The sequence below is a fragment of the Sphingomonas sp. CCH5-D11 genome, assembly GCF_001557395.1.
Taxonomy (GTDB): Bacteria; Pseudomonadota; Alphaproteobacteria; order Sphingomonadales; family Sphingomonadaceae; genus Sphingomonas.
The window spans coordinates 26237-52904 of sequence record NZ_LSKH01000206.1; the positions used below are offsets into that span (position 1 = coordinate 26237).

The window sequence follows — 26668 nt, forward strand, 5'->3', positions numbered from 1 at the left end:
GCGACAGCCCCGCTGGGCTGCCGCCGCCATACTCATTGTTTTAGAACGCGTTTCAATAACCGTTTAGACGCGCGAAACGATCGCGGTGATAAGAAGCCGTGCCCCACATGGTTTCCAGAACAGCAGAGCGCTTCAGATACAGACCGGCGTCATATTCATCGGTCATGCCGACACCGCCGTGCAGCTGAACCATTTCCCGGCTGACAACGCGCAGCGTATCATTGGCGATCGCCTTCGACAGGCTGACCGCCTGATCGATGTCCGAGCGGCCGGCGTCAATCGCCTCGAGCGCGCCCTCCACGGCAGAGCGCATGAGTTCAAGCTCGGTCTTCATCTTCGCCATGCGGTGCTGCAGTGCCTGGAAGGTCGAGAGGACCTGCCCGAACTGCACGCGGTGCTTCAGATAATCGAGCGTCTGATTGAACGCGCTGTCCGCCATGCCGAGCATCTCTGCGGCCGTCACGGCAGTGGCACGGTCGACAATAGCCTGGGTCAGGTCCGCACCGCCGAGCTTCTCGGCCGGAGCATCGCGGAATTCGATGTCCGCGTGGCTGCGGCTGTCCACCATCTTGCGGGCAGAAACGGTCACCCCCTCACCCTTGGCAACGAGGTACAAGCCGTCGGCGGCCGCCACGATGAACACGTCGGCCCCGTCGCCCTCGGCCACGAACCGCTTGGTACCGGTGAGCTTGCCAGCGGAAACCGACGCCTTGATCGCGCCGCCGTGGACGGGCGCTTCGTCGATCGCGAGCGTCGCGACCGCCTCGCCCGAAGCCAGCTTCGGCAGCCACTCCTGCTTCGCCGCATCGGATGCGCCCATCACGATCGCGGTGGCCGCCACTGCGGTGGACGACAAAGGCGATACGGCCAGGTTGCGCCCAAGCTGCTCGACCACCAGACCCAGCGACAGATAGCCAAAGGCCGACCCGCCGAATTCCTCCGGGATCACCACGCCGGCCCAGCCCATCTGGGTGACGGTAGTCCACGCCTCAGCATCAAAGCCCTTTGCGGGAGCCGCATCACGCAGCTTTCGGAAGGCCGCGATGGGGGATTCATTGTCCGCCCATTCGCGCGCCATGTCCCGCAGCATCACCTGTTCGTCGTTCAACACCGCCATGTCATCAAACCCCAATCAAAGGACTTGCCGGGGAGGAGGAGCGTCTGGCGCACTCCTCCTCGACCCGGCCCTCTCCGACGCGTGTCTTGCCGCGCCTAACCGAACTCACTGGTGATCGAGCATCCCGAGAATGCGCTTGGCGATCACGTTATTCTGAATTTCCGACGAGCCGCCGTAGATTGAAACGGCCTTGCCCCACAGCCAGGTGCGCGTCTGGGCGAGCTCCTCCTGAGCGAAGCCTTCGCCTTCCCAGCCAAGCCCCTGCATGCCCATGATCTCGATCGCAAGTTCGGCGCGGTCCTGGGTAATCCGCGCGCCGACGTTCTTCATGACGCTGGTCGCGGCGGACGGCCCGGCATTGCCCTTCGCCTCCAGCGCCGCGCGGCGCAGCGTGAGCGCAAAGGCACGCTGATCCATCTCATGCTTGATGATGCGGGTCCTGAGATCGCCGTCCGACAGGCGGCCTTCCGCATCGAGCTCACGATATTTCTTGGCAATAGACGGGATCGGCTCACCCTGGTTCATGCGGCCCTGCGATCCGCCGCCCCCGGAGAGCGAATTGCGCTCATGCTGCAAAAGGCGCGTGCCGATTTCCCAGCCCTGTCCTTCGCGGCCGACCAGATTTTCTTTTGGCACCTTCACGTTGGTGAAGAAGGTTTCGCAGAACGGCGAGGCGCCGGAGATTAGCTTGATCGGGCGCGTCTCAACGCCTTCCGCATCCATGTCGATCAGCAGGAAGCTGATGCCGGCGTGCTTCTGTGACTTGTCGGTGCGCACAAGCGCGAAGCACTTGTCCGCCCATTGACCGCCGGAAGTCCAGGTCTTCTGCCCATTGACAATGTAGTGATCGCCCTTGTCCTCGGCGAAGGTCTGAAGGCTGGCGAGATCCGAACCGGCGCCTGGTTCGGAATAGCCCTGGCACCAGCGGACCTCGCCGCGAACGATGCCCGGAATATGCTTCCGCTTCTGTTCCTCATTGCCATATTCGAGCAAGGTCGGGCCGAACATCATCACGCCCATGCCGCCGATCGGGTTCCACGCCCCGATGCGCATCATCTCCTCACCGAGCACCCGCGCCTGTTCACGCGTCAGCCCGCCGCCGCCGAGTTCCGCCGGCCAGGTCGGGACACCCCAACCCTTTTCACCCATCGCCTCGCGCCAAGCCTTCTGATCCGGCGTCTCGTCAGTCGGACCATCCACGGCAGACATTGCATTGTCCTTGCCACGCAGGCTCTGCGGGAAATTGGCCTCAAGCCACGTCCGCGCTTCCTGGCGGAAGCCCTCCAGCGAGTCAGTGGAACGGTCTAGTTCGGCGACACTTGCCATCAATCAAATCTCCGAAGCCGATTCTGAAGATCGGGTATGGCCGGGACATGGCACGTTTCGCGTCTCAAGCAAAGGGACAAGGCGCTTTAGCTCGGCTAGGTAAAACGTGGGAGAGCCAGAGCGATGCGATTCGAACATCGTGCCGTGCCGATTGCGGTGATCGCCATGCTGATCGATTCGATCGGTTTCGGGATCGTATTGCCGGTATTGCCGTCGCTGATCGTGGAACTGGGCAAGGTACCGCTTGCCGAAGCGACGCGGATCGGCGGGTACATGCTGGCGGTCTATGCCGTAACTCACTTCTTCGCCGGGCCGGTGATCGGGAGCCTATCGGATCGGTTTGGCCGCCGCCGCGTGCTGCTGGCGAGTCTCGGGTGCTTTGCAGTCGATTATGCATTGATGGCAGTCGCGCCATCGCTCGGCTGGCTGTTCGCCGGCCGCGCGATCGCCGGGATCGCTGGCGCGACCTACGGCCCGGCCAATGCGGTGATCGCGGACGTGACGCCACCCGAGAAGCGAGGCCCGGCCTTTGGCTTGCTGGGCGCGGCCTTCGGCGGCGGCTTCATCCTGGGGCCGGCGATCGGTGGCTTGCTGGCAGACCAGGGCGCACGCGCGCCGTTCTTCGCCGCGGCGGGGCTCGCTTTCGTCAACATGGTGCTGATCCTCGCGTTCATGCCCGAAACGCTGCCGCCGGAGCGGCGGCGTGCATTTGACTGGAAGCGGGCAAACGCCGTGGGCGCTTTCGCCCCGCTGTTCCAGAGCGCGGGAGCAAGCGCGCTGCTGGCGGGCGCATTGGTCTGGCAGGTGGCTCATATGGTCTATCCGTCCACCTGGGCCTTTTTCGCGGCGCTTGCGCTGGGTTGGAATGCAGAGGCCGTCGGCTGGTCGCTCGCAGCGAGTGGGCTGGCCATGATGTTCGCTCAGGTCGTCCTGATCCGGCCGGCAATTCGTTATCTGGGGGAGGAGCGAACGGTACTGATCGGGCTGGCGAGCGGCGCGATCGTCTTTGCCGGATATGTCTTCGTGCGGGAGGGGTGGCAGATATATGCCCTCATTGCGGTGGGCGCGCTCACCGGCCTGGTCTTCCCGTCGATCAACGCGCTGCTGTCGTCCCGCGTCGATCCGTCCAACCAAGGCGCACTGCAGGGCGGCATGGCGAGCCTCGCCAGCATTGCCGCGATCGTCGGCCCCGTTGCGATGACTCAAGCGCTGGCGCTCGGCGCGGAGCGCGGACATGCCGGCGGCGCGTTCCTCCTGGCCGCCATCCTGTGCCTAATCACCTTCTGCATCTTCTTGTTCGGCGTAGTTCGGCGGCCCGGCCGGCTTGCCTGACCAGCCCGGCCCCACCATCTGCTGCGCGACACAACGGAGGAACGGATGATCGATCTCTATTATTGGCCGACGCCGAACGGCCACAAGATCACGCTGTTTCTCGAGGAAGCGGGCCTCGAGTACACCATCAAGCCTGTGAACATCGGAGCGGGAGAGCAATTCCAGCCCGATTTCCTGAAGATCGCGCCGAACAACCGTATGCCGGCGATCGTGGACCACGCCCCGAAGGACGGCGGCGAGCCCGTTTCCGTGTTCGAATCGGGTGCGATCCTGCTGTACCTTGCGGAAAAGACCGGGCGGTTCGGCGGCGAAAGCGTCCGTGCGCGCGCCGAGGTGAACCAATGGCTGATGTGGCAGATGGGCGGTCTGGGCCCGATGCTGGGGCAAAACCACCATTTCCGCAACTATGCCCCGGAAAAGGTACCCTATGCGATCGATCGCTATCTGAAGGAGACGAACCGGCTGTACGGCGTGCTTGACCGGCGCCTGGCAGACCGGCGTTTCGCGGCAGGCGACGATTATTCGATCGCTGACATGGCCAGCTATCCCTGGATCCTGCCTGACGCGCAGGGGCAGGACCTTGCGGATTTCCCAAACCTGGCGCGCTGGCATGAGGCCATCAAGGCGCGACCCGCAACCGAGCGGGCCTATGCCCGCGCCAAGGAGGTCCAGGCGCAATCCGCTCCGATGAGTGAGGAAGCCAAGAAGGTGCTCTTCGGACAGACCGCCGCGACCGGTCGCTGAGCATCGGCGACGTCGATCTGCCACGATAGCCGCCCCCCTTTCCTTGGAGGCGCGGCTATCGCCTAGGCGTCGACCTGCAGGCGCGACGGCGCACGAGCGGCTATGCCGTTCGGCGTCGGCGGATCAGCCTTCGCGGCCTGGCCGGCGGCTGCCGCCGGTGTCGAGATGGAAGCCGGCGTCGATGCGCAGGACCTCTCCGGTGATCGCCTTGCCCGCCGGGTCCAGCAGCATCTCAATCGGACCGGCGATATCCTCTGCCTGCGGCGCCATCGCCATCGGCGTGCGCTTCGCGATATTGTGGTCGAGCTTCGCCTTGCCCTCCTCGCCGAGCGCCTTCTCGAACCACCCCGTCCCGACATAGCCCGGCGCAACCGCGTTTACGCGGATCGCCGGCGCGAGAACGCGGGCGAGGCTCTGCGTCATGGTGATCAGCGCGCCCTTCGACGCCGCATAGGCGATCGACGAGCCGACCCCATGCAGGCCAGCTATCGAGGCGACGTTCACCACCGCGCTCATCGACCCACTTTGCATCGCCGGCACGCAAGCGCGAACCATTTGGAACGCGGCAATGGTGTTCAGCCTGTAAATGTCCACGAAGTCTTCCGCGTCCAAGCCGTGCAGATCCTCATGCGCGACATGCTTGGTACGGCCGGCATTATTCACAAGGAAGTCGAGTCGCCCGAACGTCTCCATCGCCGTCGCAACGAGCTTCCGGCATTCCGCATCATCGGCGATGTCGGCCTTAACCGCGATCGATCCGTTCGCGACTTCTTCGGCAAGCCCCTCTGCCTCGGTACGACTATGAGCGTAATTGATCACGCTCTGCACGCCGCGGGCGGCAAGCCGCCGAACAACCGCGGCCCCGATCCCGGTCCCGCCGCCGGTTACGATCGCAACACCTCCCCGCATCATCAACCTCCTTAATTTTGAATGTCGCGTATGCCATTCGGAAGAGCCTGCCGCTAGCGACGTCGCATGGAGAGTATCGCAGACCTTCTGGCGCAGCCCTTTGGCACCCTGCCCGACCTCATCCGGCAACATGCCAGCAATCAGCCTGACAAGATCGCCATCACGGATGGCGATGCCGAGCTGACCTACCGCGCGCTGAACGCGCTGATGGATCGTGCGGCCGCGGCGCTTCAGCGCGACGGCACGGCTCAGGGCCAGGCCGTGGCGATGGTGAGCTACCCCAGCGTCGCGCAGGCTGCCGTGTTCCTGGCGGCTGTACGCGCGGGCTCGATCGCGGCGCCGATCCAGCCGTCGGCAACGCCGGAGCAGATTGCCGGCATGATCGGCGACAGTGGCGCCAATCTGGTGTTCCTGGATAAAGCCAACGCCGAAGCGCTCGCCTCTGAAACGCTGAGCGCGCGGATCGTTATGCTGGAAGAACTCGACCGCTGGCTGGCTCCTGAAGGTGCGACGCCGGATGCGGTGACCGTTCACCCGAACGACGGGTTCAACATCATCTATTCGTCCGGAACGACGGGGATCCCGAAGGGCATCGTTCAGAGCCATGCGATGCGGTGGCAGCATCTGTCCCGCAACAGCGCCGCCGGGTTCGACACAGCGGTGACGCTCCTTGCCACCCCGCTTTATTCCAACACGACGCTGGTCAGCTTCCTGCCCACACTCGCCTGGGGTGGAACGGCGGTGCTGATGAAGAAGTTCGACGCGCACCGCTATCTGGAGCTCGCCGAGCAGTATCGCGCCACGCATACCATGCTGGTGCCGGTCCAGTATCAGCGCATCATGGCCCTCTCGGACTTCGACCGCTTCGATCTCTCGTCATTTCGCTTCAAGACGTGCACGTCCGCGCCGTTCAAGGCGGAACTGAAGCGCGATGTGCTGAACCGCTGGCCCGGCAAACTGGTCGAATATTACGGCATGACCGAGGGGGGCGCGTCGTTCATCCTTGCCGCGGATGAGTTTCCTGACAAGCTGCACACGGTCGGGCGTTTGTCGCCCGGGCATGAAGCAATCCTGCTCGACGACGAGGGCAACGAAGTGGCGCCCGGCGAGATGGGCGAGATCGTCGGGCGCTCGCCCGCGATGATGAACGGCTATCACAAGCGCGAGGGCGCCACGCGCGATGCGGAATACCATGACGCCCAAGGCAATCGCTGGATCAGGCATGGCGATGTCGGTCGGTTCGATGAGGATGGCTTTCTGATCCTGATGGATCGCAAGAAGGACATGATCATTTCCGGCGGCTTCAACATCTATCCGTCTGACCTTGAGGCGGTACTCGCACAGCATCCTGCCGTTGCCGACTGCACGGTGGTTGGAGTGCCGAGCGAGGAATGGGGTGAAACGCCGGTGGGCTTCTACGTGCCCCGTGCCGGCGCCAGCGAGAGCGCAGAAGACGTGCGCGCGGCGACCAATGCGAAGCTCGGCAAGACCCAGCGACTTTCCGCGCTGTACGTGACCGATGAACTGCCGCGCAGCGCGATCGGCAAGGTATTGAAGCGGGAGTTGCGGGACCGGCTTTCCGCAGGCGAATTCCGGGGGGAAACAGCATGACGAGCCTGAAAACGATTTTGAACAATCTGGTGCCCATGGCGGAAGGCACCGGCTGGCGCGGAGAAATTCCGGATAGCTGGCTGCAAGGACGCACCGCTTATGGCGGCCTTTCCGCCGCCATGGCGCTGCATTGCGCGATGCAGTCCGATGACGATCTTCCCCCGCTGCGCTCGGCACAGGTCAGCTTCATCGGCCCGCTTTCCGGACACGTCATGGTGACGACGCATCGCCTCCGTCGTGGCAAGAACGCCGCCTTTATCCAGGCAGATATCGAGAGCGAAGCGGGGCTCGGGCTGCGCTGCACCTTTGTCTTCATGCGCGCGATCGACAGCGAGATCGATTACGCGACCACCACGGTGCCCGACTTCGAACAGCCCGGACCGGAAGAGAAGACCTTCAAGGGCAATCCGCATGTCGCCTTCACCCAGAATTTCGAGTTCCTCGACCGGCGGGATGGCGCCGACCTTCAGCCGGCGGAGTGGCTCCGCTGGACCCGCCTGAACGAGCGCGACGGGATCGACCCGATGGTAGAGCTGATTGCGGTGGGGGACTGCCTGCCGCCGGCGGCGCTGCGCCTGCTGGGGCGCAATGTGCCGATGAGCTCGATGACGTGGATTCTCAACGTGCTGGGCCCGGCTCCTCGAACCGAAGATGGGTGGTGGCTGCTGCGTTCCAACGCGGATTACGCACGCGCGGGAAGCTCGTCGCAGCAGATGGGGATCTGGAACAGCGCCGGCGAAATGGTGGCGGAACAGATGCAATCAGTCGCCGTGTTCGCCTGATTCACCGGCGTTCGCAGCCGTCCGCGACGACAAGTTGCGACACTTTCCGCGGGCGGTGGCACAGTCGGGCGACAGATCGGTTTCATAAGGGCCTCATCGACGGACATCTGCTCCGTCCACACGAAGGACTCTGAAGCCATGAAACGCCTCCTCATCGCCGCTGCGCTCAGCGCAACCACCCTCGCCGGCGTGGCCGTCGCGCAGAACCCTGCGCCGTCGGCCGCAATGGCCAAGCGCGGACCGGCGGCGGCCGACACCAATGGTGACGGCATCGTCACCCGCACCGAAGCCTCTGCCGCTGCCGACGCGCTGTTCGCCCGCTTCGACGCCAATCGGGACGGCAAGATCTCGGCAGACGAACGTCGCGGTCGACGCGGGGCCGATGCACCTGACATGACGCAGCAGCAGTTTCGTGAGCGCGCCATGAAGCGCTTCGACCTGGCGGATGCGAACAAGGACGGCCGCATCGATCAGGCGGAGCGCCAGAACATGCGGGGCAAGCGCGGGGATCACCGCCGTGGTGGCATGATGCACCATGGTGGCGGCAAGGGCGGTATGGGCATGATGATGCGCGCGGACGCGAACCGCGACGGCATCCTGACCAAGGCCGAAGCAACCGCTGCCGCCGCTGCAATGTTCGATCGGGCGGACACCAACAAGGATGGTCGGATCGACCAGGCTGAGCAGGAAGCTGCACGCGCCCAGATGAAGAACCGGATGGGCGCACGGCCGAACCCCGCTGCCGTGAAGTAAGGCAGAACAGCCATCCCTCGCGCCGGGCGTGCCCCGCCCGGTGCTTTTCGCGGAAGAGTGACATGCTAGACGGCGATCCCATGGTCGATACGCCTCACCTGCTGCTCGTCGATGACGAGCGTTCAATCCGCGAGCCGCTCGCGCAATATCTCACCAAGCAAGGCTTTCGCGTTACGCAGGTCGGCGACGCGGAGGCCGCGCGCACGCGGCTGGGCGCTTATGCGATCGACCTCGTGGTGCTCGACATCATGATGCCGGGGGAGGACGGCCTGAGCCTCTGCCGCTACATCCGGGCGACCAGCGACACGCCCGTCATCCTTCTGACCGCCCGGACGGAGGAAACCGACCGGATCGTCGGGCTCGAGATGGGCGCCGACGATTACATGGTGAAGCCCTTCTCACCGCGGGAGTTAGCCGCTCGGATCAAGGTGGTGCTGCGCCGTCTGCAGGCTGGTGGCACGCGCCAGCACGCGCCAGATGCCGCAGCCTATGCCTTCGCCGGATGGATCCTGAAAACGGGCGAGCGCACGCTAGTGGATCAGGAGGGCGTCGCCGTTCCGCTCTCCACCGGCGAGTTCAACCTCCTTCATGCGCTCGTCACCCGCCCGCGCCAGGTGCTCACGCGCGACCAGTTGCTGGATCTGACCCAGGGGCGAGAAGCGGCGGCATTCGATCGCGCCATCGACAATCAGGTGAGCCGTCTGCGCAAGAAGATCGAAACCGACGTCAAGAACCCGCAGCTGATCAAGACGGTATGGGGCGGCGGCTACACGCTTGCGACAGAGGTGACGCGCTTGTGAAGCTGCCGTATCCTCGAAACCTTTCCGGCCAGCTTGCCCTTCTACTCGCTCTGGCGCTTTTCGCCGCGCAGGCGATCAATCTTGCGCTGGTCCTGCGCGAGCGGGCCAACTTTCGGCTGGCGCAGGCGACCCGCCCCGCCGCCGTTCGGATTGCCGATGCGCTCGATCATGCCATGGACCGACGAACGGCGCAGGAGCGCAGCCGGGTCCGGCGGCGCGACACCAATCCCATCCCGAGCGATCTGGAACGCATGCCGATGATCGCGGCCGAGCTTCGTACGCAGTTGGCCGAACTGGGGATCTCCGCCGGCCGGATCGATACCGGCATCCGATTGCGCATTCATGAACCCAAACACCGTGGAGACCGGCTGATCGGGCGGCATAATGATACGCTGCTGATCGCCGTTCAGCTCGCCGACGGATCCTGGATCACCACCAACGCGCCGTGGCCGCGGCGAGACAATCGAATCCTATGGGCATTGCTGTCCCAGACGCTAATCATTTACATCCTGATCTTGCTGCCCGTTCTGTGGATTACCCGCCGGATTTCCCGTCCGCTGCGAGGACTGGCCGGTGCAGCGCGCTCCTTTGCGCCCCGCAAGGAATTGCCACCCCTCCCTGTTGAGGGGCCGAGCGACGTGCGCGACGTGATTGTCGCGTTCAACGGCCTCGCGCAGCGCGTCACGGCTATGCTGGACGAAAAGGATCGCATGCTCGGCGCGATCGGCCATGATCTTCGCACGCCGCTGGCCGCGCTGAGGGTGCGCATCGAGTCCGTCGAGGACGAGCAGGACCGCGCGCGCATGGCAGACACGATCGCGGAAATGAGCCGCACGCTCGACGACATCCTCTCCCTTGCGCGCCTGGGCCGCCCGAGCGAACCCGTCACAGAAGTCGATCTTAACGCGCTGGTGGATGCCGTGGTGGACGATTTCCACGACCTTGGCGCGGAGGTTCTCTTCGAAGCGGATGCGCGGCTGCGAATGCACCTGCGGCCGACGCTGTTCAGGCGCGCCGTGCGAAACCTGATCGAGAATGCGATCAAATATGCCGGCTCGGCCGAGGTAACGATCCTGCGCGAGCCAACGACCATCCGCGTTTGCGTCGCCGATCGTGGTCCAGGAATACCGGAAGATGGGTTGGTGAAGGTTTTCGATCCCTTCACGCGCCTTGAGACTTCCCGAAATCGGGAAACTGGCGGTATCGGCCTTGGGCTGGCACTGGCGCAGGCGATCGTTCAGGATGCGGGCGGCACGATCACCCTGGCCAATCGCCCCGGAGGCGGATTGGTGGCAACCATCGCTCTTCCCGTAGGTGCGACCGCGCAGGGCTGATCGGTACCAGCGGGAACGTACACATGATCCGCGCGCGGGCTTGCCTCCTGATCAATGTGCGGCAAAGAGCACCCGCGAGGGAGCCACGCACATGTCCATCCAATCCGACCGCTGGATTCGCGAGCAGGCGCTTGCGCACGGCATGATCGAACCGTTCGTGGAGGCCCAGCGGCGCGACGGCTGCATCAGCTATGGTCTCAGCTCTTACGGCTATGACGCTAGAGTTGCTGATGAATTCAAGATCTTTACCAACGTCGATTCTGCGACGGTCGATCCCAAGGACTTCGCTGCCAACAGCTTTGTCGATCGCAAGACCGACGTGTGCATCATCCCGCCCAACAGCTTCGCACTCGCCCGCACGGTGGAATATTTTCGCGTTCCGCGTGACGTGCTGGTGATATGCCTTGGCAAGTCCACGTACGCGCGCTGCGGCATCATCGTGAACGTCACGCCGCTGGAACCGGGCTGGCAGGGGCATGTCACGTTGGAATTCTCCAACACCACCCCGCTCCCCGCGAAGATCTACGCCAATGAGGGCGCGTGCCAGTTCCTGTTCCTGCAAGGCAATGAGCCGTGCGAGACTAGCTATGCCGACCGGGCCGGCAAATATATGGGGCAGCTTGGCGTGACATTGCCGCGCCTGTGAAATCAGAAGAAGGTTGTTAGGCGTCCGGCGGTTAGGCGAAAGTCTTCCTACCTGACATGAACGTCTCCCACGTGCATCTTGGATGCTCGTTGCCCGCCGTGCGCCGTCCGGGAGCTCGATTTCCGGCCGGCGCATCCCCGATCAGTCGGCGAGTTCGTCGACCTTGATCGGGAAGGTGATGGAGCAGAAAGCGCAATCCACGCCGATCACGCCATCGGCGTCGGCCATCGCCATCCGTTCGTCAGCCGGGAATTTCGCGAGCACCGAGCGGATGTAGTCAGCGTCGCAGCGACATCCGCGTGACAGGCCCGTGCTGGCCATCACGCGCACCTCATCCTCCTCGTTGAAAAGCCGCCATATCAGCGTTTCCAGCGGGAGAGTGGCGTCCGCTAGCTCCTCCGCACCGACCGTCGCACCAAGCGCAGCGACATGCTCCCATTCGGGATGGTCCATTTTGGCGTGAAGCCGCTCGCGGCCTTCCTCACCCTCCGGCAGATGCTGGAGCAGCAAGCCGCCAGCAACGCAGCGACCATCCTGGTGAGTGAAGCCGACGCGCACTTGCGTCGGGATCTGCTCCGACTGGGCGAAATAGCTCTGCACGGCGTCCGCCAGGCGGTCGCCGTCCAACGGCACAATCCCCTGATAACGCTCGCCCGTCGCTGCCAGATCGAAGGTGATGGCAAGATAGCCCTGGCCGAACAGCGCGAACAGGGTGGGATCCACCGGCGCTTCGGCGAGGCGATCCTCGTCGAACTGAACATAGCCGCGGATCTCGCCGCCACGATAGTCACACACCAGCAGCCGGACGACCCCGTGCTCGCTTTGCGTCTGCAGGGTCAGTTGACCGTTCACGTCCTTCAGGGTCGCGCCGACCAGCGCCGTCAGCGTCAACGCTTCGGCGAGCAGCGCCTCGATCGCGGGCGGATAGGCGTGGACGGAGAGGATCGTATCGAGCACCGGGCCGAGCCGGACCATCCGGCCCCGCGCGTTCCGGGCCGGGATGGCGAAGCCGATCGCACGGTCCAAGTCATTCGAAATCGTATCTGCCATATCCACCATTCGCGCTGAGCTGGTAAAGCCCCGTCCGCTTCCTTCAGGTGAAGACGTGCAGCGCTTCGATCAGCTCAGCACAAACGGGACCCCGAGAGCTTCAGATGGGAAGCCGTGCCACCGTGATCAACCGATCTGCCCAAAGCACCAGCGAAGGATGGATTTCTGCGCGTGGAGGCGGTTTTCCGCCTCGGCCCAGATCAGCGACTGCGAACCATCGATCACATCGACGGTGACCTCCTCGCCGCGGTGGGCGGGAAGGCAGTGCAGGAACTTCGCATCCGGCTTTGCCGTGGCCATGAGTGCCGCATCGACCTGGAACGGCATCATTGCGGCGAGCTTAGTGTCGGCATGGGCCTGGCCCATGGAAATCCACGTATCGGTGACGACAATGTCCGCGCCCTCGACCGCCTCACGCGCGTTGCCGACCACCGTGGCGCGCCCGTTGCCGAGCGCGAGATCAGCCTCGGTCGGCTGAAATCCCTGCGGGCAGGCGGCAACCACGTCGAACTGCATCAGCCCGGCTGCCTCGACAATCGAGGCGAGCACGTTGTTGCCATCGCCCAGCCATGCAACCTTGAGCCCGGGCAGCGACTTGCCCTGTTCGATCACGGTCAGCAGATCGGCGACGATCTGGCACGGGTGCGACGCGTCGGTGAGGCCGTTGATCACCGGAACGCTCGCATAATGCGCCATTTCCTCGACCTTTGCATGATCGTCGGTGCGGATCATGATGGCGTCGACATAGCCCGACAGGACCCGCGCGGTGTCGGCGATCGTCTCGCCGCGGCCGAGCTGCATCTGGCCCGCCTCCATCACGATCGACTGCCCGCCGAGCTGCCGGACGGCCATGTCGAAGGAGACGCGGGTGCGGGTCGAATTTTTCTCGAAAATCATCGCCAACACATGGCCGGCAAGCGGTGCATCGGCGTCCACGCGGCCCTTGGTCCAGCCAGCGCGCGCCTTTTTGCGATCAAGCGCGTCGGCGAGGATGGCGGCGATACCATCGGGTCCGGCATTCGACAGGTTCAGAAAGTGGCGGGTCACTTAGCTCTCCAATGGCCTGATGAGCATCATGGGGACGCATGGTTCGGCGAAAATCGGCCTTGCTCCAGGGCCGGGTCGGATCAAATCGGCCAGATCGCGACAATCAGCCCGGCCGGCAGCGGAGTCGCACCGTCAGGGACGATGCGGCCGCCGCTGCCGGCGCGAGCCAGAAGGTCAATCGTCGCTGGCCGGCACATAGACGCGCGCCGCTTCGCTCAGCTTCTCGACGCATTCGGCGATGTGGCTTTCTTCGATGACGAGGGGCGGCAGCACGCGAACGACATTCTCGCCCGCCGACACCAGCAACAGCCCGTGATGGTCGCGTGCGAACTCCACGAAGCGGCGGCTGTCGCTCTTGAGCTTCAGTCCGAGCATCAGCCCGTGGCCGCGCACACTGTCGAACAGGTGATCGTGGTTGGGGATCATCTGTTCCAGGCTGGAGCGCAGGCGCTCACCCATCTGGGTCACGCGGTCGAGGAAACCATCCTGCAGAAGCACGTCGAGCACCGCCTCACCGGCGGCCATCGCCAGCGGATTGCCACCATAGGTGGAGCCGTGCGTGCCGATCACCATGCCCTTGGCCGCTTCCTCGGTCGCGAGGCACGCACCGAGCGGGAAACCGCCGCCGATGCCCTTGGCCACCGCCATGATGTCCGGCGTGATGCCGTACAGCTCATGCGCGAAGAGCTTGCCGGTACGGCCATAGCCCGCCTGCACTTCATCCAGCACCAGCAGCAGGCCATGATCGTCGCAGGCCTTGCGCAGGCCCTGAAGGAACTCCGGCGTCGCCGCGCGGATGCCGCCTTCGCCCTGGATCGGCTCAACCAGGAAGCCAGCGGTATTTTCGTCGATCAGCGCAAGCGCGCCTTCCAGATCGTTGAACTCGGCGTATTTGAATCCGGGCAACAGCGGCTCGAACCCATCACGCATCTTGGCCTGATTGGTAGCCGAGATGGTGCCGATCGTGCGACCGTGGAACGCCATCGAGAACGTGATGAGGTCGTGCCGCTGAGGGCTGCCGTTCGCGAAATGGTAGCGGCGCGCCGTCTTGATCGCGCATTCCACCGCCTCAGCGCCGGAGTTCGTGAAGAACACCGTGTCGGCGAAGGTGTTGTCCACCAGCCGCTGCGCAAATTGTTCACCCTGCGGGCTGCCGTACAAATTGCTCACATGCATCAGCGTGGCGGCCTGATCGGCGATCGCCTTCACCAGCTTCGGATGACCATGGCCAAGCGCGTTCACCGCGATACCGCTGGCGAAGTCCAGGAAACGGCGGCCATCCTCGCTGATGAGATGGCACCCCTCGCCTCGCACTGGCCGCACCCCGCAGCGGGGATAAACGGGCATCAGGGCGGTGATCGACACGGGGCGTCTCCTTGAAAGAGCAAAGGCGGCCCGGAAGGAGCCGCCCTGTCCCCTTGATAAAGATGCGGTGCCGGGGGCGTCAACGCTTGTGAAGCAACGCGGCCGTATCGACGACCTGAACATCGTGCAGCATGCGCAGATAGGCGTCGAAATAGGGCTTGTGCGAGGAGCCAACGATAGTGAGCAGCCGCGCGCCGGGCTGACGCTGCAGCACTGCGCGGATATTGGCCACCATGCGCAGGTTCCGCGTTTCCCACCAGCCGACATAGCGGCGGCCAAAGCGCCCGGCTGAGGGCTCCTTCAGCGCTGCACCCCAATCGCTGTCGAAGGCGATCTGCGCCGTGCTGGGATCATTGTGATAGCGATAGAGCGCCAGCAGACCATCAGTGGTGCCGAGCTTCGCCTCCAGGGCCGCGGCGCTGGCCTTGCGCTGCTCGGTTGCCGCGTTCTGCCAAGCGCCGTTCACCGCCGGTCCGAATGCTGGATCGTCACTCGCATCATCGTCGGCGCTATGGTCATCGGTAGGATAGACGCGCTCCAGCCCGAGCCGCGCGGCGAGCGTGGCGGCAATCAGCACATTCTCGTTCCGGCGCGCGCCCGCTTTCTCCAGACGCGTCACCATCGCTGGGTCGAGCCCGTCGCCTGTGCGGCGCTCCGCCGGCGTGAGTCGCAGCCATTGCACATAAGCCGAGGCAGGATCGCCGCTCGCCAGGAACAGCGCCGCCAGCCGTCGCCGCTGCGCCGCATCGGGATGCGCGGGCCAGCCCTTCAGCATGGTCTCCACGGCGATCGTCGCACCTGCCATATCGAGACCAAGCGCCTTCTGCTCCGCCGCGACGGCGGGGCAATAATCCTCGGCGGCATTGGCGTGTAGCGCCGCATAGCGACGCAGATGGTCGCATTGCGGGCCGGACAGCGCCTCGATGGTGATGATCTGCGGCTGCCACGCGGCGAGCCGATCCAAAAGAGGTGCGAGCTGTTCCGGGCGAAAAGTATCCGGCAGGTTCGACAAATGCGGCGTGCCGAGCACCAGCACTTGAGACGGTGGACCGGCGAAGGTGCGATGCGCGCGCGGATCCCAGCCCTGCGCCGACGCAGATGCCCCCGCCGTTCCGCCGAACGCTGCTGCGCCGACCAGCCCCGCCAGCCCGAACGCCAACCATGCCAAATGCCGCATGACACCCCTTCCTTGCCCTTGCCCACTCGGCTATCAGAAGTGTGTTAGCTCATCAACACACATGGAAGGAGCATCCGCATGGCCGGTCCCTGGTCCCATCACGCCCGCACGGGCCTGTCCGATGATATCGATTTCGAGATCAAGGGACAGGAACTGCAGTTCGTCGAGATCGAGCTTGATCCCGGCGAAAGCGCGGTGGCGGAGGCGGGCGCCTTTGTGTGGAAGGATGCGTCGATCGACATGACGACGGTCTTCGGCGACGGCTCCGGCGACAGCGATGGCGGCTTCATGGGCAAGCTGCTGGGTGCGGGCAAACGGCTGGTGACGGGAGAAAGCCTGTTCACCACAGTCTTCACGCATCGCGGCAGCGGCAAGGCGCGCGTCGCCTTTGCCAGCCCGACGCCTGGCACGATCCTGCCGATCCGCCTTGCCGATGTGGGCGGCACGCTCATCTGCCAGAAGGACAGCTTCCTTGCCGCGGCCAAGGGCGTGTCGATCGGGGTCGCCTTTCAGCGGCGAATGATGACGGGGCTGTTCGGCGGCGAAGGCTTCATCATGCAGAAGCTGGAGGGCGATGGTTGGGTCTTCGTGCAGATGGGCGGCACGTTGGTGGAGCGCGAGCTTCGGCCAGGCGAGCAGCTCCATGTCGATACGGGCTGCCTGGCCGCATTCACGCCCTCGGTCGATTTCGAGCTGGAGATGGTGCGCGGGGTGAAGAGCATGATCTTCGGCGGCGAAGGCGTGTTCTTCGCGCGGCTGACCGGACCGGGCAAGGTGTGGGTGCAGTCGCTGCCGTTCGCGCGCCTGGCCGGGCGGATGATGGCGGCGGCGCGCGGTGCCGGCGGCAACCGCGGCGAAGGCTCGGTGCTCGGCGGACTGGGCGATCTGATCGGGGGGAATGACTGAGGCTGGAACGGTGATGGGCTGAAGCCGATGGCGATCAGGGGCGAATTCGCGGCGGGAGGTTTATGGATCCGGCGCCGCCTCCGGCGAGTTGTCGAATGGCAAGAGAAAGGGCTACGATGAAGTCGCTTTTCTACCTGTTCTCGCTTGGCGCCATGACAGCCGCTCCCGCCCTTGCGCAGGACATCCCGCGAGACTTGCGCGACATGGTCGGCGCGCGCGCCGGGCAAGCGGAGAGCGAGTTGGTGCGGCGCGGCTATCGCAACGTTCGCGGCGAGAAGGGCGACGATCGCAGCTACACCTATTGGTGGAATGACGACCGCCGCGAGTGCGTTACCATCGCGACCATGGACGGGCGCTACTCATCGATCACAGCGACAACACCGCCGGATTGCCGGCAGTCCGGCTCCAACTCCTCCCGCGAACGGCGAGGCTATTCAGATCAGGACGGCGCTGCCCGTGACCGTCGACCCGACCGGCCAAATTACGGATCGCTCGATAGCACCCGCTTGCAGCGCGAATGCCGGATGGAAGCGTCGGAGTCCTTTGATCGACGGCCGGGTGAGCTGTTCGTGAACGCGCCGATCCGCCAGCCCAACGGCTATATCGTGCAGGGCTGGTACGAGCAGACCCGCGACAAACGGAGCCGCTTTTTCAACTGTCGCTTCGATCAGGATGGCGCTTTCATCAACCTGTATTGATCAGCCCGCAGCCGCGTCGATCACCGCGGCAGTCATGCGGGATAGGCAGATGAGCTTGCCCGCATCATCCTTGATCCGGATGGTCCAGACCTGCGTCGTGCGGCCGAGCTGTTCGGCCTTCGCGGTGGCGTAAACATAGCCGTCGCGCGCGGCTCGGACGTGATTGGCGTTGATGTCGAGCCCGACCGTCACCTTGCCCTCCGGCACCGCCATCGCCCCGGCGACCGAGGCGACCGTTTCGGCGAGCACCACCGACGCGCCGCCGTGAAGGCGGCCGAACGGCTGGTGCACTTTTTTGCCGACCGGCATCCGTGCCCGGATCCAATCGTCGCCGTATTCGATGAATTCGATGTCGAGTAGGCCCGGCAGCACACCATTACCCAGCGCGGTGAGCTGTGCGAGATCGATCGGCCGCGTCCAGACCGCCATCAATACGCCCTTCCGATCAGGACGCGCTCGACCGCCGGCGCGCCGGTAAAGATGCAGGGCGCGCCGGGATGGCCGGTCTGCCCCATTGGTGCGTTGCGGATCGTAAGCTTCAGCGCCTTCAGCCGCTCGACCACCTTGTCGAGATCCGCGCCGGTGGGGCGCGACCAGGCGATATCGGCCCAGCCGGGACGCGCCGCGCTGTCAGCGAACATCGCTTCGACGCCGGCCCAGTCCTCGACCGGGCTGATGCTGGCCTTCAGCCGCTCGTCGGCCTGCGCAAAGAGCTGCGCCTGGATGTCGGCAAGCGTGTCCGCGACCTCGCCGACGAACGCGTCACGCGCGAGGATCGCGCTGTCGAGCTTGCCGTCCTCGCGGTACAGCCGGTCGCGACGCACCACCGAGACGTTGCCGCCTGCCATGTCGCGCGGGCCGACCTCGACGATCACCGGCGCGCCCTTCTTCACCCAGCCCCAGCGCTTGGTCGCGGCTTTGGCGGGCTTCAGGTCGAGCAGGGCGCGCACCGGCTCGCCGAGCGCGGACTGCTTGGCGAGATCGGCCTGCAGCGCCTTGCAATAGTCGATCAGCTCCGCATCCTCGGGCTTGTCGCGCAACATCGGCACGATCACCACCTGCCACGGCGCGATCTTCGGCGGCACGCGCATCCCGTCATCGTCGCCATGCACCATGATCACGCCGCCAATCATGCGCGTCGACATGCCCCAGCTGATCGTGTTGGCGAGTTCGAGCTCGCCATTGGCATTCTGGAAGCGGATGTTCTGCGCGGCGGCGAAATTGGTCCCCAGGAAATGCGAGGTGCCGGCCTGCAGCGCCTTGCCGTCCTGCATCATCGCCTCGATGCTGTAGGTCGCGACCGCGCCGGGGAAGCGCTCGTTCTCGGGCTTCTCGCCGGCGACCACAGGAAGCGCGGCGCATTCCTGCGCGAAGGTGCGATAGACCTCCAGCCCGACCATCGTCTGTTCGCGGGCCTCCTCGGCCGAGGCATAGGCGGAGTGCGCCTCCTGCCACAGGAACTCCGAGGTGCGCAGGAACATGCGCGTGCGCATCTCCCAGCGCACCACGTTGGCCCATTGGTTGATCTGCACGGGCAGGTCGCGCCACGACTGCACCCAGCGCGAGAACGCGGTGCCGATCACCGTCTCTGACGTAGGCCGCACGACCAGCGGCTCCTCCAGCTTCGCGGCTGGATCGGGAGTCAGCCCGCCCTTGCCGTCGGCGATCAGCCGGTGATGCGTGACGACCGCCATCTCCTTGGCGAAACCGTCGACATGCTCGGCCTCCTTCTCGAAATAGGAGAGCGGGATGAACAGGGGAAAATAGGTGTTGTCATAGCCGACCGCCTTGATGCGATCGTCGAGCAGCCGCTGGATCCGCTCCCAGATGCCATAACCCCATGGCCGGATGACCATGCAGCCGCGCACGCCCGATTCCTCGGCAAGGTCGGCTTCCGAAATGACGGCCTGATACCAGGCGGCGAAATCCGCCTCGCGGGTGACGGGAAGAGCATGCTTGATCATCAGGCGCGGATAGCTTCTCGCGCGGTCGCTCGCTAGGGCCTGTTCCAATGCCTCAGGATAACGTCGCTCGCGCCATCGGCCTGCGCCTCACTTCCGTTGCGCTATTCGCGACGATGAACGTGGTGATCAAGGTGGCGGAGGCGCATGGGGCAGGACTGGGGGAGATCCTGTTCTGGCGGCAGTTCGGGGCGGCGCTGCTGGTGGGGGCGATCGTTGGCGCGGGGCCGGGCTTCGCCTCGCTCCGGACGCAGCGGTTCGGCGCGCATGTGCTGCGCTGCGTGATCGGGCTGACCGCGATGTCGCTCACCTTCTGGACGCTGCTGCTGCTGCCGCTGGCGGAGGCGACGACGATCGGCTTTTCCATGCCGATCTTCGCGACGGTGCTGGGTGCGCTGGTGCTGCACGAGGCGACGGGGTGGCGGCGCTGGGCGGCGGTGCTGGCGGGGTTCATCGGTGTGTTGATCGTGACCCAGCCGGGGGACGGGCATATCCCGCCGCTGGGGATCGCCACCGGGCTGGGGGCGGCCTTCTGCACCGCGTGCATCTCCATCCTGCTGCGTACCATCGGCAAGACGGAATCGGGGCTGACCACCGTGTTCTGGTTCTCCAGCCTGTCACTGGTGCCGCTGTCCGTCGTTTACGCAACGTCGATGAAGGCGCACACGCCGCTGGTTTGGGGATTGCTGTTGGCGGTCGGCCTGCTGGGCGGGGTGGCGCAGATCGCCATGACGCGATCGCTGCAGCTTGGCGACGTCAGCCTGGTGGTGCCGATGGACTATACCGCGCTCCTCTGGGCAACCTTGTTCGGCTGGCTGGTGTTCGGCACCCTGCCGGTGGCGAGCACATGGCTTGGCGCGCCGGTGATCATCGCATCGGGCCTCTATATCGTGTGGCGCGAGCATGTGCGGCGGCGTCAGGCGACGAAAGGCGCGATTTCGCAGGAGTGATCGCTTGCGGGAAAGCCGCCGATCGGACACCAAGCGTCCCCATGCGTTTCCTTGCCCCGCTGGCCCTTGTCGCCACCGCCACTGCCGCCGCCCCCGCCTCTGCCGCCACCAGCGCCGATGCGGCGTTTGATGCGATCTGGCAGGCCGAGTGGGCGTGGCGGCAGAGCGAGGGGATCGCGGATTCAGGCCCGGGCGTCGTGGACGATCGCCTGCCAGACGTATCGCCGGCCGCCCACGCCAAGCGGCTCGCCTATTGGCAGGGCACGCTGGCCAAGCTGGACGCGGTGGATACCAAACGGCTCTCGCCTGACACGCTGATCGACTGGCAGGTCTATCGCGCGCAGATCGCCGCGCAGGTCGATGAAGAGCAGTTCCGTGAATGGGAAAAGCCGCTGAACGGCGACAGCGCCTTCTGGAGCGACCTGCATTACGCCACGCGCGGTGACTTCACCGGGGGTGAGGAGGATTACCGCCGATATTTGCGCTGGCTCGCCGACGTGCCGCGGTATCTTGGACAGCAGACGGATAACATGCGGTTGGGCCTGAAGCGCGGCTTCACTCCGCCCGCCGTGATCATGCAGGGCCGCGAGAAGGCGGTGGAGACGATCGCGACGGCGAGCGACCCGACAGCAGTGGTCTATTACAAGCCGTTCGCCAGTCTGCCCGGCTCCATCCCGGCCGCACGGCGCGCGGCGATGCAGGCCGAGGCGCGCGCGATCATCGCCGAGCGGATCATCCCGGCGCACCGCACCCTGCTGGCATTCCTGCGCAACGACTATTTCCCGGGCATGACGAACGAGCTGGGGGCAACGCGCTACGACAATGGCGCGGCCTATTACCGCAGCCGAATTCGCGCGTTCACCACGCTCGACATGACACCCGACGCGATCCACGCCCTTGGTCTCGCCGAAATCGCCAAGATCCGTGCCGAGATGGAGCAGGTAAAGAAGGATGCGAAGTTCGACGGCGATCTTCCGGCATTTCTGAAGTTCCTGCGCACCGATCCACAATTCTATCCGAAAACCGCCGACGAGCTGATGAAGGAGGCAGCATGGCACGCCAAGCGCTTCGACGCGATGGCGGGCAAATGGTTTGGCCGCCTGCCGCGGCAGCGTTTCGCGATTATTGAGGTGCCCCCCGACATCGCGCCCTTCTACACCGCCGGGCGCGGCGGGCCGGGCACGTATCTGGTCAACACGTATAATCTGCCCTCGCGCCCGCTGTTCCAGCTGCCGGCGCTGACGCTCCATGAAAGCGCGCCTGGACACGCATTCCAAATGCCGCTCTCGATCGAGAACACGAGCCTGAAACCGTTCCGCCGCAACAGCTACATCTCGGCCTTCGGCGAAGGCTGGGCGCTTTATACCGAGCGGCTCGGCGACGAGATGGGGTTCTACCGCACGCCCTATGAGCGGTTCGGCATGCTGTCCTACCAGGCGTGGCGTGCGGCGCGGCTGGTGATCGACACCGGCATCCACGCCAAGGGATGGACGCGCGAGCAGGCGCTGCAATATTTCCGCGAAAATACCGCGCTCAGCGAGCATGAGATCACCACCGAGGTGGATCGCTACATCGGCTGGCCGGGGCAGGCGCTGAGCTATTACCTGGGCCAGCTTGCCATTCAGCGCACGCGAGCAAAGGCGGAAAAGAGCCTTGGCGACAAGTTCGACATCCGCAATTTCCACGACATGGTGCTGAGCCTTGGCAGCGTGCCGATCCCGGTGCTGGAGGCGCGGGTCGACCGGTTCATCGCGGAAGGCGGCCCCTCCCCCTACCCCAAGGAACCCGCGGCCTGATCGCAGGCGTTCAGCGCGGCATGGATGACAATCTTGCGCTGGGCGCCAGACGAGCGGCCGAAATGGCCGCGGTGTTCATGATCGGTGACGGGCTGCTCGGGCTATTGCAACCCGAGCGCCATGTTTCCCTGTGGCGATCCGATGTCGCGCCAGTCGACGCGCTGGTGCGCCCGTTCGGCGGGCATCCGAAACGCCGCCGGCTTTATGGGTTGGTACAGATCACGGCCGGTCTCGCGCTGGCGGCGGCGCAACGACCCAGGCGCCCGAACAACTGAGTATTTCCGATCGTCAAGAGATAGTGGCGATCAATCCCGCGAGGATCAGTGCGAGGGCGGCCGCGAACACCATTACCCGGCCGCGCAGCGCCTTTCCTTGCCGTGCGCGGCGGATCATGTCGGCTGCACCCGCCATCGCCCCAGCGATCGTGGCGATCGGCACCACGCCGCCCAGCATTGCGATGCCCGGCTTGGGATCATCGCTGAGCGGCGGCAGGCTCAGGACATTGTGCCACAGGTAAACAAAGGCGAGCGCCGCCAATAGGCCAAGCGCGGCCCCGCCAAGAAGACCGGCGGCGCCTGCCAGCGCCGCACGGCCGCGCATGTTATTCCGCCGCCTCGCTGGAGACGACCGGCTCCTTCCACACCAGCTTCGGCTTTCGCGCCGCCAGCGTCTCGTCCAGGCGGCTGCGCGGGGCAAAGTGCGGGGCGGTCTTGAGCGACGCGTCGCCCGCCTTCGCCCGCTCCGCCACCGAGCGCAGCGCGCCGATGAACTGATCGAGCGCTGCCTTCGACTCGGTCTCGGTCGGCTCCACCAGCATCGCGCCATGAACGACCAGCGGGAAATACATGGTCATCGGGTGGAAGCCCTCGTCGATGAGCGCCTTGGCAACGTCGATCGTGGAGAAGCCTTCCGGGAACCCCTCGTCGGAGAAGATCGCCTCATGCATGCACGGGCCGCTCGAGGCGAACGGGGCGTCCAGCGTGTCCTCCAGCGAGCGAAGAACGTAATTGGCGTTGAGCACCGCATCCTCGGCAACCTGGCGCAGGCCATCGGCGCCGTGGCTGAGAATGTAGGTCAGCGCACGGGTGAACATGCCCATCTGGCCGTGGAAGGCAGTCATGCGACCGAAGCTGTCCATCCTGCCGCCGAAATGTTCGGCGGAGAACTCCTCGGCGCGCTCCTCTTCGATCAGGTGAATATGGCCGTCCTTGGTCCGCGCCGTATAGGGCAGCGGTGCGAAGGGGCTAAGCGCCTCCGACAAAACGGTCGGGCCGGAGCCGGGGCCGCCGCCGCCGTGCGGGGTGGAGAAGGTCTTGTGCAGGTTGATGTGCATTGCATCAACGCCGAGGTCACCCGGCCGCACACGTCCGACGATGGCGTTGAAGTTCGCGCCGTCGCAATAGACGTAGGCGCCCGCCGCGTGGACCGCGTCCGAGATCGCCTTCAGATCGCGCTCGAACAGGCCACAGGTGTTGGGATTGGTGATCATCACCGCGGCTACGTCCGGCCCCAGCCGCGCCTTGAGCGCTTCGGTGTCGACGCGGCCCTCCGGCGTGGCGGGAATGTCCTCGACGGTGAAGCCTGCGAAGGCCGCCGTCGCCGGATTGGTGCCATGCGCGCTCTCTGGGACGAGCACGACCTTGCGATGGCCCTCGCCGCGCTTCTCCAGCGCCGCCTTGATGCACAGGATACCGCACAGCTCGCCATGCGCGCCCGCCTTGGGGCTCATTGCGACGCCGTGCATACCGGTGAGGTCGATCAGCCAAAAGGCCAGTTCGTTGATGACGCCGAGCGCGCCCTGCACCGTATCGACCGGCTGGAGCGGGTGGACGTCCGCGAACCCGGGCAGCCGCGCCATCTTCTCGTTGAGGCGCGGGTTGTGCTTCATGGTGCACGAGCCGAGCGGGAACAGGCCGAGGTCGATCGCGTAATTCTGCCGGCTAAGACGTGTGTAGTGCCGGATCGTTTCGGGTTCCGACAGGCCGGGCAAGCCGATCGCGGCGGTGCGCGCGAGATTGCCGAGCCGGCTCGCGGTGGTGACGGGCTCGGCCACCTCCACGCCAGTGGTGTCAGTTGAGCCGATCTCGAAGATCAGCGCCTCCTCCAACATCAGCGCCTTGTTGCCGGTGAAGGTGGCAGGCGCGTTCCCGCCAGCCTCGGGAGTGGTGGGACGCCAGCCGCTCTGGTTCAGTGCCATTGTTCGAACCCTCAATTCCGTTCGGGCTGAGCCTGTCGAAGCCCGCGTGATCGTGGCACGCCCTTCGACAAGCTCCGGGCGAACGGTTGTTGTTAGACCAGCGCCTCTTGTAGCGCTGTCGCCAATGCCTCGACGTCCTCGGTCGTGGTCGTTTCCGTCACCGCAACGACAAGCCCGTTCTCCAGCGCCGCCTCACCCGGATAGAGCCGCCCGAGCGACACACCGGCGAGGATGTGCTTGTCGGCAAGCGCGCGGACGATCGGGCGTGCCTCACGGCCGAGATCGAGCGTGAACTCATTGAAGAAGGTGTCGTTCACCAACCGCACGCCCGGCACCTTCGCCAGTCGCTCCGCCGCGGCGACCGCCCCGGCGTGGTTCGTGGCGGCAAGCGCACGCAGGCCTGCCTCGCCGAGCAGGGTCATGTGGATGGAGAAGGCCAGCGCACAAAGCCCCGAGTTGGTGCAGATGTTGCTGGTCGCCTTCTCGCGGCGGATGTGCTGCTCACGCGTCGAGAGCGTCAGCACGAAACCGCGTCGGCCATCCGCGTCCACAGTCTCGCCGCAAAGGCGGCCCGGCATCTGGCGAACATATTTGTCCTTGCAGCCGAACAGGCCGACATACGGCCCGCCGAACTGAAGCCCGACGCCAATCGACTGGCCTTCGCCCACCACGATGTCGGCGTCCATTTCGCCCGGTGACTTGATCGCGCCGAGCGCCACCGGCTCAGTGACCACGGCGATGAGCAGCGCCTTATTGGCATGGCAGGCATCGGCGAGCGGCCGAAGATCGGCGATGCGGCCGAGGATGTCAGGGTACTGGACAACGACGCAAGAGGTGTCGGAATCGATCTTGCCGATCAGTGCATCGAGGTCGGTCTCGGCAGAAAGCGCCGGAAGCGATACGTCCAGCGCGTCACCGGTGTACTTCGCCATAGTCTTCGCGACCGAGACGTAGTGCGGGTGGAGCCCGCCCGACAGGATCGCCTTGCCTCGCTTGGTGATGCGCCGCGCCATGCCGATCGCTTCCCAGCAAGCGGTGGAGCCATCGTACATGCTGGCATTGGCAACGTCCGTCCCCAGCAGGCGCGCTACCTGCGTCTGGAACTCGAACAGCATCTGCAGCGTGCCCTGCGCGATCTCGGGCTGATAAGGTGTGTAGGCGGTCAGGAACTCGCCACGCTGGATCAGGTGATCGACGCTGGCCGGCACGTGGTGGCGGTACGCGCCGCAGCCGAGGAAGAACGGCGCCTCGCCTGCCGACAGGTTCTGCCGCGCGAGCTTCGTCATGTGGCGCTCGACCGCCAGTTCGCTGGCATGGGCGGGCAGGTTCGCGATCGGGCCGGAAAGTCGCGCGGCTTCGGGCACATCGACGAACAGGTCGTCAATTGAACCCGCGCCAATCACGGCGAGCATCTCACGGCGATCATGGTCAGTAAGTGGTAGGTAGCGCATTCGATACACTCCTCCCCTCCCGCTTAAGGTTCCCATGAAAGTGATACTTTCATCGGGCCCATCCGGGAGGGGTCGGGGGAGGGCCTGTCCATCATCGGAGCACTAGCGGACAGGCCCTTCCCCGACCCTTCCCCCAGGCCCCTCCCGCAAGCGGGAGGAGAACTCAAAGCTTGGCGACGAAGGCCTGATAGGCGGTTTCGTCCATCAAGCCGTCGAGTTCGGACGCGTCCGACAGCGTCAGCTTGAAAAACCAGCCTTCCCCTTCCGGATCGGTGTTCACCAGCCCCGGCTCGTCGGTGAGCGCGGCATTGCCCTCGATCACGGTGCCGGACACGGGCGAATAGACGTCGCTCGCGGCCTTGACGCTTTCGACCACCGCGGCTTCGTCACCCTTGGCGAGCGAGCGGCCTTCTTCGGGCACGTCGACGAACACGATGTCGCCAAGCTGACCCTGGGCATAGTCCGAAATGCCGACGATGCCGGTCTGGCCGTCGACGTCGATCCACTCATGATCCTCGGTGAAATAACGGCTCATTTTACTTCGCTCCTCGGACGTAGCGATGGGGGACGAAAGGCATGGGAGTGACGATGGCGCCGTGGAGCTTGCCACGCTGCGAAAGCTGAATGCGGGTACCGGGCCTAGCCATGGCCAGCGGAACGTACGCCATGGCGATCGGTGCCCCGACGCTCGGCGCGAATCCGCCGGAGGTCACGCT

General features: G+C 65.1%; 27 protein-coding genes. 13 read left to right on the top strand and 14 right to left on the bottom strand.

Features of this window, described 5'->3' with window-relative positions; genetic code table 11:
- Positions 1-52: 52 nt before the first annotated feature.
- Together AX702_RS12610 and AX702_RS12615 are read right to left on the bottom strand one after the other, a co-directional pair.
- Positions 53-1117, bottom strand: coding sequence for an acyl-CoA dehydrogenase family protein (locus AX702_RS12610; protein ID WP_066780051.1), 1065 nt, complete (start codon positions 1115-1117; stop codon positions 53-55).
- A gap of 105 nt (positions 1118-1222) precedes the next feature.
- Positions 1223-2443, bottom strand: a complete 1221-nt coding sequence (locus AX702_RS12615) for an acyl-CoA dehydrogenase family protein (protein WP_066780053.1) — start codon at positions 2441-2443, stop codon at positions 1223-1225.
- Between the two features lie 123 nt (positions 2444-2566).
- Between AX702_RS12615 and AX702_RS12620 the strand changes: the two genes are divergently transcribed.
- Together AX702_RS12620 and AX702_RS12625 are read left to right on the top strand one after the other, a co-directional pair.
- Entirely contained in the window at positions 2567-3775 is a 1209-nt protein-coding gene (locus AX702_RS12620) for an MFS transporter (protein ID WP_156455477.1), read from the top strand.
- Between the two features lie 45 nt (positions 3776-3820).
- Positions 3821-4519: a glutathione binding-like protein gene (locus AX702_RS12625; RefSeq protein ID WP_066780055.1), complete on the top strand. Its 699-nt coding sequence runs from the start codon at positions 3821-3823 to the stop codon at positions 4517-4519.
- Positions 4520-4642: 123 nt separating this feature from the next.
- Here AX702_RS12625 and AX702_RS12630 read toward each other — a convergent pair whose 3' ends face one another.
- Positions 4643-5428, bottom strand: a complete 786-nt coding sequence (locus tag AX702_RS12630) for an SDR family NAD(P)-dependent oxidoreductase (protein ID WP_197420596.1) — start codon at positions 5426-5428, stop codon at positions 4643-4645.
- A gap of 66 nt (positions 5429-5494) precedes the next feature.
- On the opposite strand from AX702_RS12630, the gene AX702_RS12635 reads away from it, so the two are divergent.
- The 6 genes from AX702_RS12635 (at position 5495) to dcd (ending at position 11354) form a co-directional block, all read left to right on the top strand.
- Positions 5495-7039 (top strand): class I adenylate-forming enzyme family protein, encoded by a 1545-nt coding sequence (locus AX702_RS12635; RefSeq protein WP_066780057.1) that lies wholly within the window; start codon positions 5495-5497, stop codon positions 7037-7039.
- Positions 7036-7821 (top strand): thioesterase family protein, encoded by a 786-nt coding sequence (locus tag AX702_RS12640; RefSeq protein ID WP_066780058.1) that lies wholly within the window; start codon positions 7036-7038, stop codon positions 7819-7821. The genes AX702_RS12635 and AX702_RS12640 overlap by 4 nt, the downstream gene beginning before the upstream one ends.
- 138 nt (positions 7822-7959) lie before the next feature.
- A complete protein-coding gene (locus tag AX702_RS12645; protein WP_066780060.1) occupies positions 7960-8574 on the top strand; it encodes an EF-hand domain-containing protein in 615 nt (204 codons plus the stop codon).
- Positions 8575-8654: 80 nt separating this feature from the next.
- Entirely contained in the window at positions 8655-9374 is a 720-nt protein-coding gene (locus AX702_RS12650; protein ID WP_066780125.1) for a response regulator, read from the top strand.
- A complete protein-coding gene (locus AX702_RS12655; RefSeq protein WP_231731840.1) occupies positions 9371-10708 on the top strand; it encodes a HAMP domain-containing sensor histidine kinase in 1338 nt (445 codons plus the stop codon). Before AX702_RS12650 ends, AX702_RS12655 begins: the two co-directional genes overlap by 4 nt.
- Positions 10709-10799: 91 nt before the next feature.
- Complete coding sequence (dcd, locus tag AX702_RS12660) at positions 10800-11354, top strand: dCTP deaminase (protein ID WP_066780064.1); 555 nt, start codon at positions 10800-10802, stop codon at positions 11352-11354.
- A gap of 141 nt (positions 11355-11495) precedes the next feature.
- Here dcd and hslO read toward each other — a convergent pair whose 3' ends face one another.
- From hslO to AX702_RS12680, 4 genes are all read right to left on the bottom strand, one after another.
- Positions 11496-12404 (bottom strand): Hsp33 family molecular chaperone HslO, encoded by a 909-nt coding sequence (gene hslO / locus AX702_RS12665; protein ID WP_066780127.1) that lies wholly within the window; start codon positions 12402-12404, stop codon positions 11496-11498.
- Between the two features lie 126 nt (positions 12405-12530).
- A complete protein-coding gene (argF, locus tag AX702_RS12670; protein WP_066780075.1) occupies positions 12531-13451 on the bottom strand; it encodes an ornithine carbamoyltransferase in 921 nt (306 codons plus the stop codon).
- 174 nt (positions 13452-13625) lie between these two features.
- Entirely contained in the window at positions 13626-14816 is a 1191-nt protein-coding gene (locus AX702_RS12675; RefSeq protein WP_066780076.1) for an aspartate aminotransferase family protein, read from the bottom strand.
- Positions 14817-14895: 79 nt separating this feature from the next.
- Positions 14896-15993, bottom strand: a complete 1098-nt coding sequence (locus AX702_RS12680) for a DUF5694 domain-containing protein (protein ID WP_082746240.1) — start codon at positions 15991-15993, stop codon at positions 14896-14898.
- Between the two features lie 78 nt (positions 15994-16071).
- On the opposite strand from AX702_RS12680, the gene AX702_RS12685 reads away from it, so the two are divergent.
- Together AX702_RS12685 and AX702_RS22590 are read left to right on the top strand one after the other, a co-directional pair.
- On the top strand, positions 16072-16899 hold the full coding sequence (locus AX702_RS12685; protein WP_066780077.1) for a TIGR00266 family protein: 828 nt from the start codon (positions 16072-16074) through the stop codon (positions 16897-16899).
- Between the two features lie 116 nt (positions 16900-17015).
- Complete coding sequence (locus AX702_RS22590; RefSeq protein ID WP_066780078.1) at positions 17016-17597, top strand: hypothetical protein; 582 nt, start codon at positions 17016-17018, stop codon at positions 17595-17597.
- Here AX702_RS22590 and AX702_RS12695 read toward each other — a convergent pair whose 3' ends face one another.
- Positions 17598-18026 (bottom strand): hotdog fold thioesterase, encoded by a 429-nt coding sequence (locus tag AX702_RS12695; protein WP_066780079.1) that lies wholly within the window; start codon positions 18024-18026, stop codon positions 17598-17600.
- Positions 18026-19561 carry an aminoacyl--tRNA ligase-related protein gene (locus tag AX702_RS12700; protein ID WP_066780135.1) on the bottom strand — a complete coding sequence of 512 codons (1536 nt, stop codon included), beginning with the start codon at positions 19559-19561 and terminating at the stop codon, positions 18026-18028. Before AX702_RS12700 ends, AX702_RS12695 begins: the two co-directional genes overlap by 1 nt.
- Positions 19562-19608: 47 nt before the next feature.
- Here AX702_RS12700 and AX702_RS12705 point away from each other — a divergent pair, with 47 nt between their 5' ends.
- The 3 genes from AX702_RS12705 to AX702_RS12715 all read left to right on the top strand — a co-directional run bounded on the left by AX702_RS12705 (position 19609) and on the right by AX702_RS12715 (position 22579).
- The gene (locus AX702_RS12705; RefSeq protein ID WP_066780084.1) at positions 19609-20508 is read left to right on the top strand and encodes a DMT family transporter; all 900 of its coding nucleotides are present in this window, start codon (positions 19609-19611) and stop codon (positions 20506-20508) included.
- Positions 20509-20549: 41 nt separating this feature from the next.
- Entirely contained in the window at positions 20550-22304 is a 1755-nt protein-coding gene (locus AX702_RS12710) for a DUF885 domain-containing protein (RefSeq protein WP_066780086.1), read from the top strand.
- A 62-nt stretch (positions 22305-22366) separates the two neighbouring features.
- Positions 22367-22579 (top strand): hypothetical protein, encoded by a 213-nt coding sequence (locus AX702_RS12715; RefSeq protein ID WP_231731841.1) that lies wholly within the window; start codon positions 22367-22369, stop codon positions 22577-22579.
- Positions 22580-22592: 13 nt separating this feature from the next.
- Here AX702_RS12715 and AX702_RS12720 read toward each other — a convergent pair whose 3' ends face one another.
- From AX702_RS12720 to AX702_RS21655, 5 genes are all read right to left on the bottom strand, one after another.
- Positions 22593-22904 (bottom strand): hypothetical protein, encoded by a 312-nt coding sequence (locus AX702_RS12720; protein ID WP_066780090.1) that lies wholly within the window; start codon positions 22902-22904, stop codon positions 22593-22595.
- A 1-nt stretch (position 22905) separates the two neighbouring features.
- Positions 22906-24501 carry an aminomethyl-transferring glycine dehydrogenase subunit GcvPB gene (gene gcvPB / locus AX702_RS12725; RefSeq protein WP_066780093.1) on the bottom strand — a complete coding sequence of 532 codons (1596 nt, stop codon included), beginning with the start codon at positions 24499-24501 and terminating at the stop codon, positions 22906-22908.
- A gap of 92 nt (positions 24502-24593) precedes the next feature.
- Positions 24594-25952 carry an aminomethyl-transferring glycine dehydrogenase subunit GcvPA gene (gcvPA, locus tag AX702_RS12730; protein WP_066780106.1) on the bottom strand — a complete coding sequence of 453 codons (1359 nt, stop codon included), beginning with the start codon at positions 25950-25952 and terminating at the stop codon, positions 24594-24596.
- A 163-nt stretch (positions 25953-26115) separates the two neighbouring features.
- Complete coding sequence (gcvH, locus tag AX702_RS12735) at positions 26116-26487, bottom strand: glycine cleavage system protein GcvH (RefSeq protein WP_066780111.1); 372 nt, start codon at positions 26485-26487, stop codon at positions 26116-26118.
- Position 26488: 1 nt separating this feature from the next.
- Positions 26489-26668, bottom strand: a 180-nt coding sequence (locus AX702_RS21655) for a glycine cleavage T C-terminal barrel domain-containing protein (RefSeq protein ID WP_331710403.1), incomplete at its 5' end; no start/stop codon positions are given.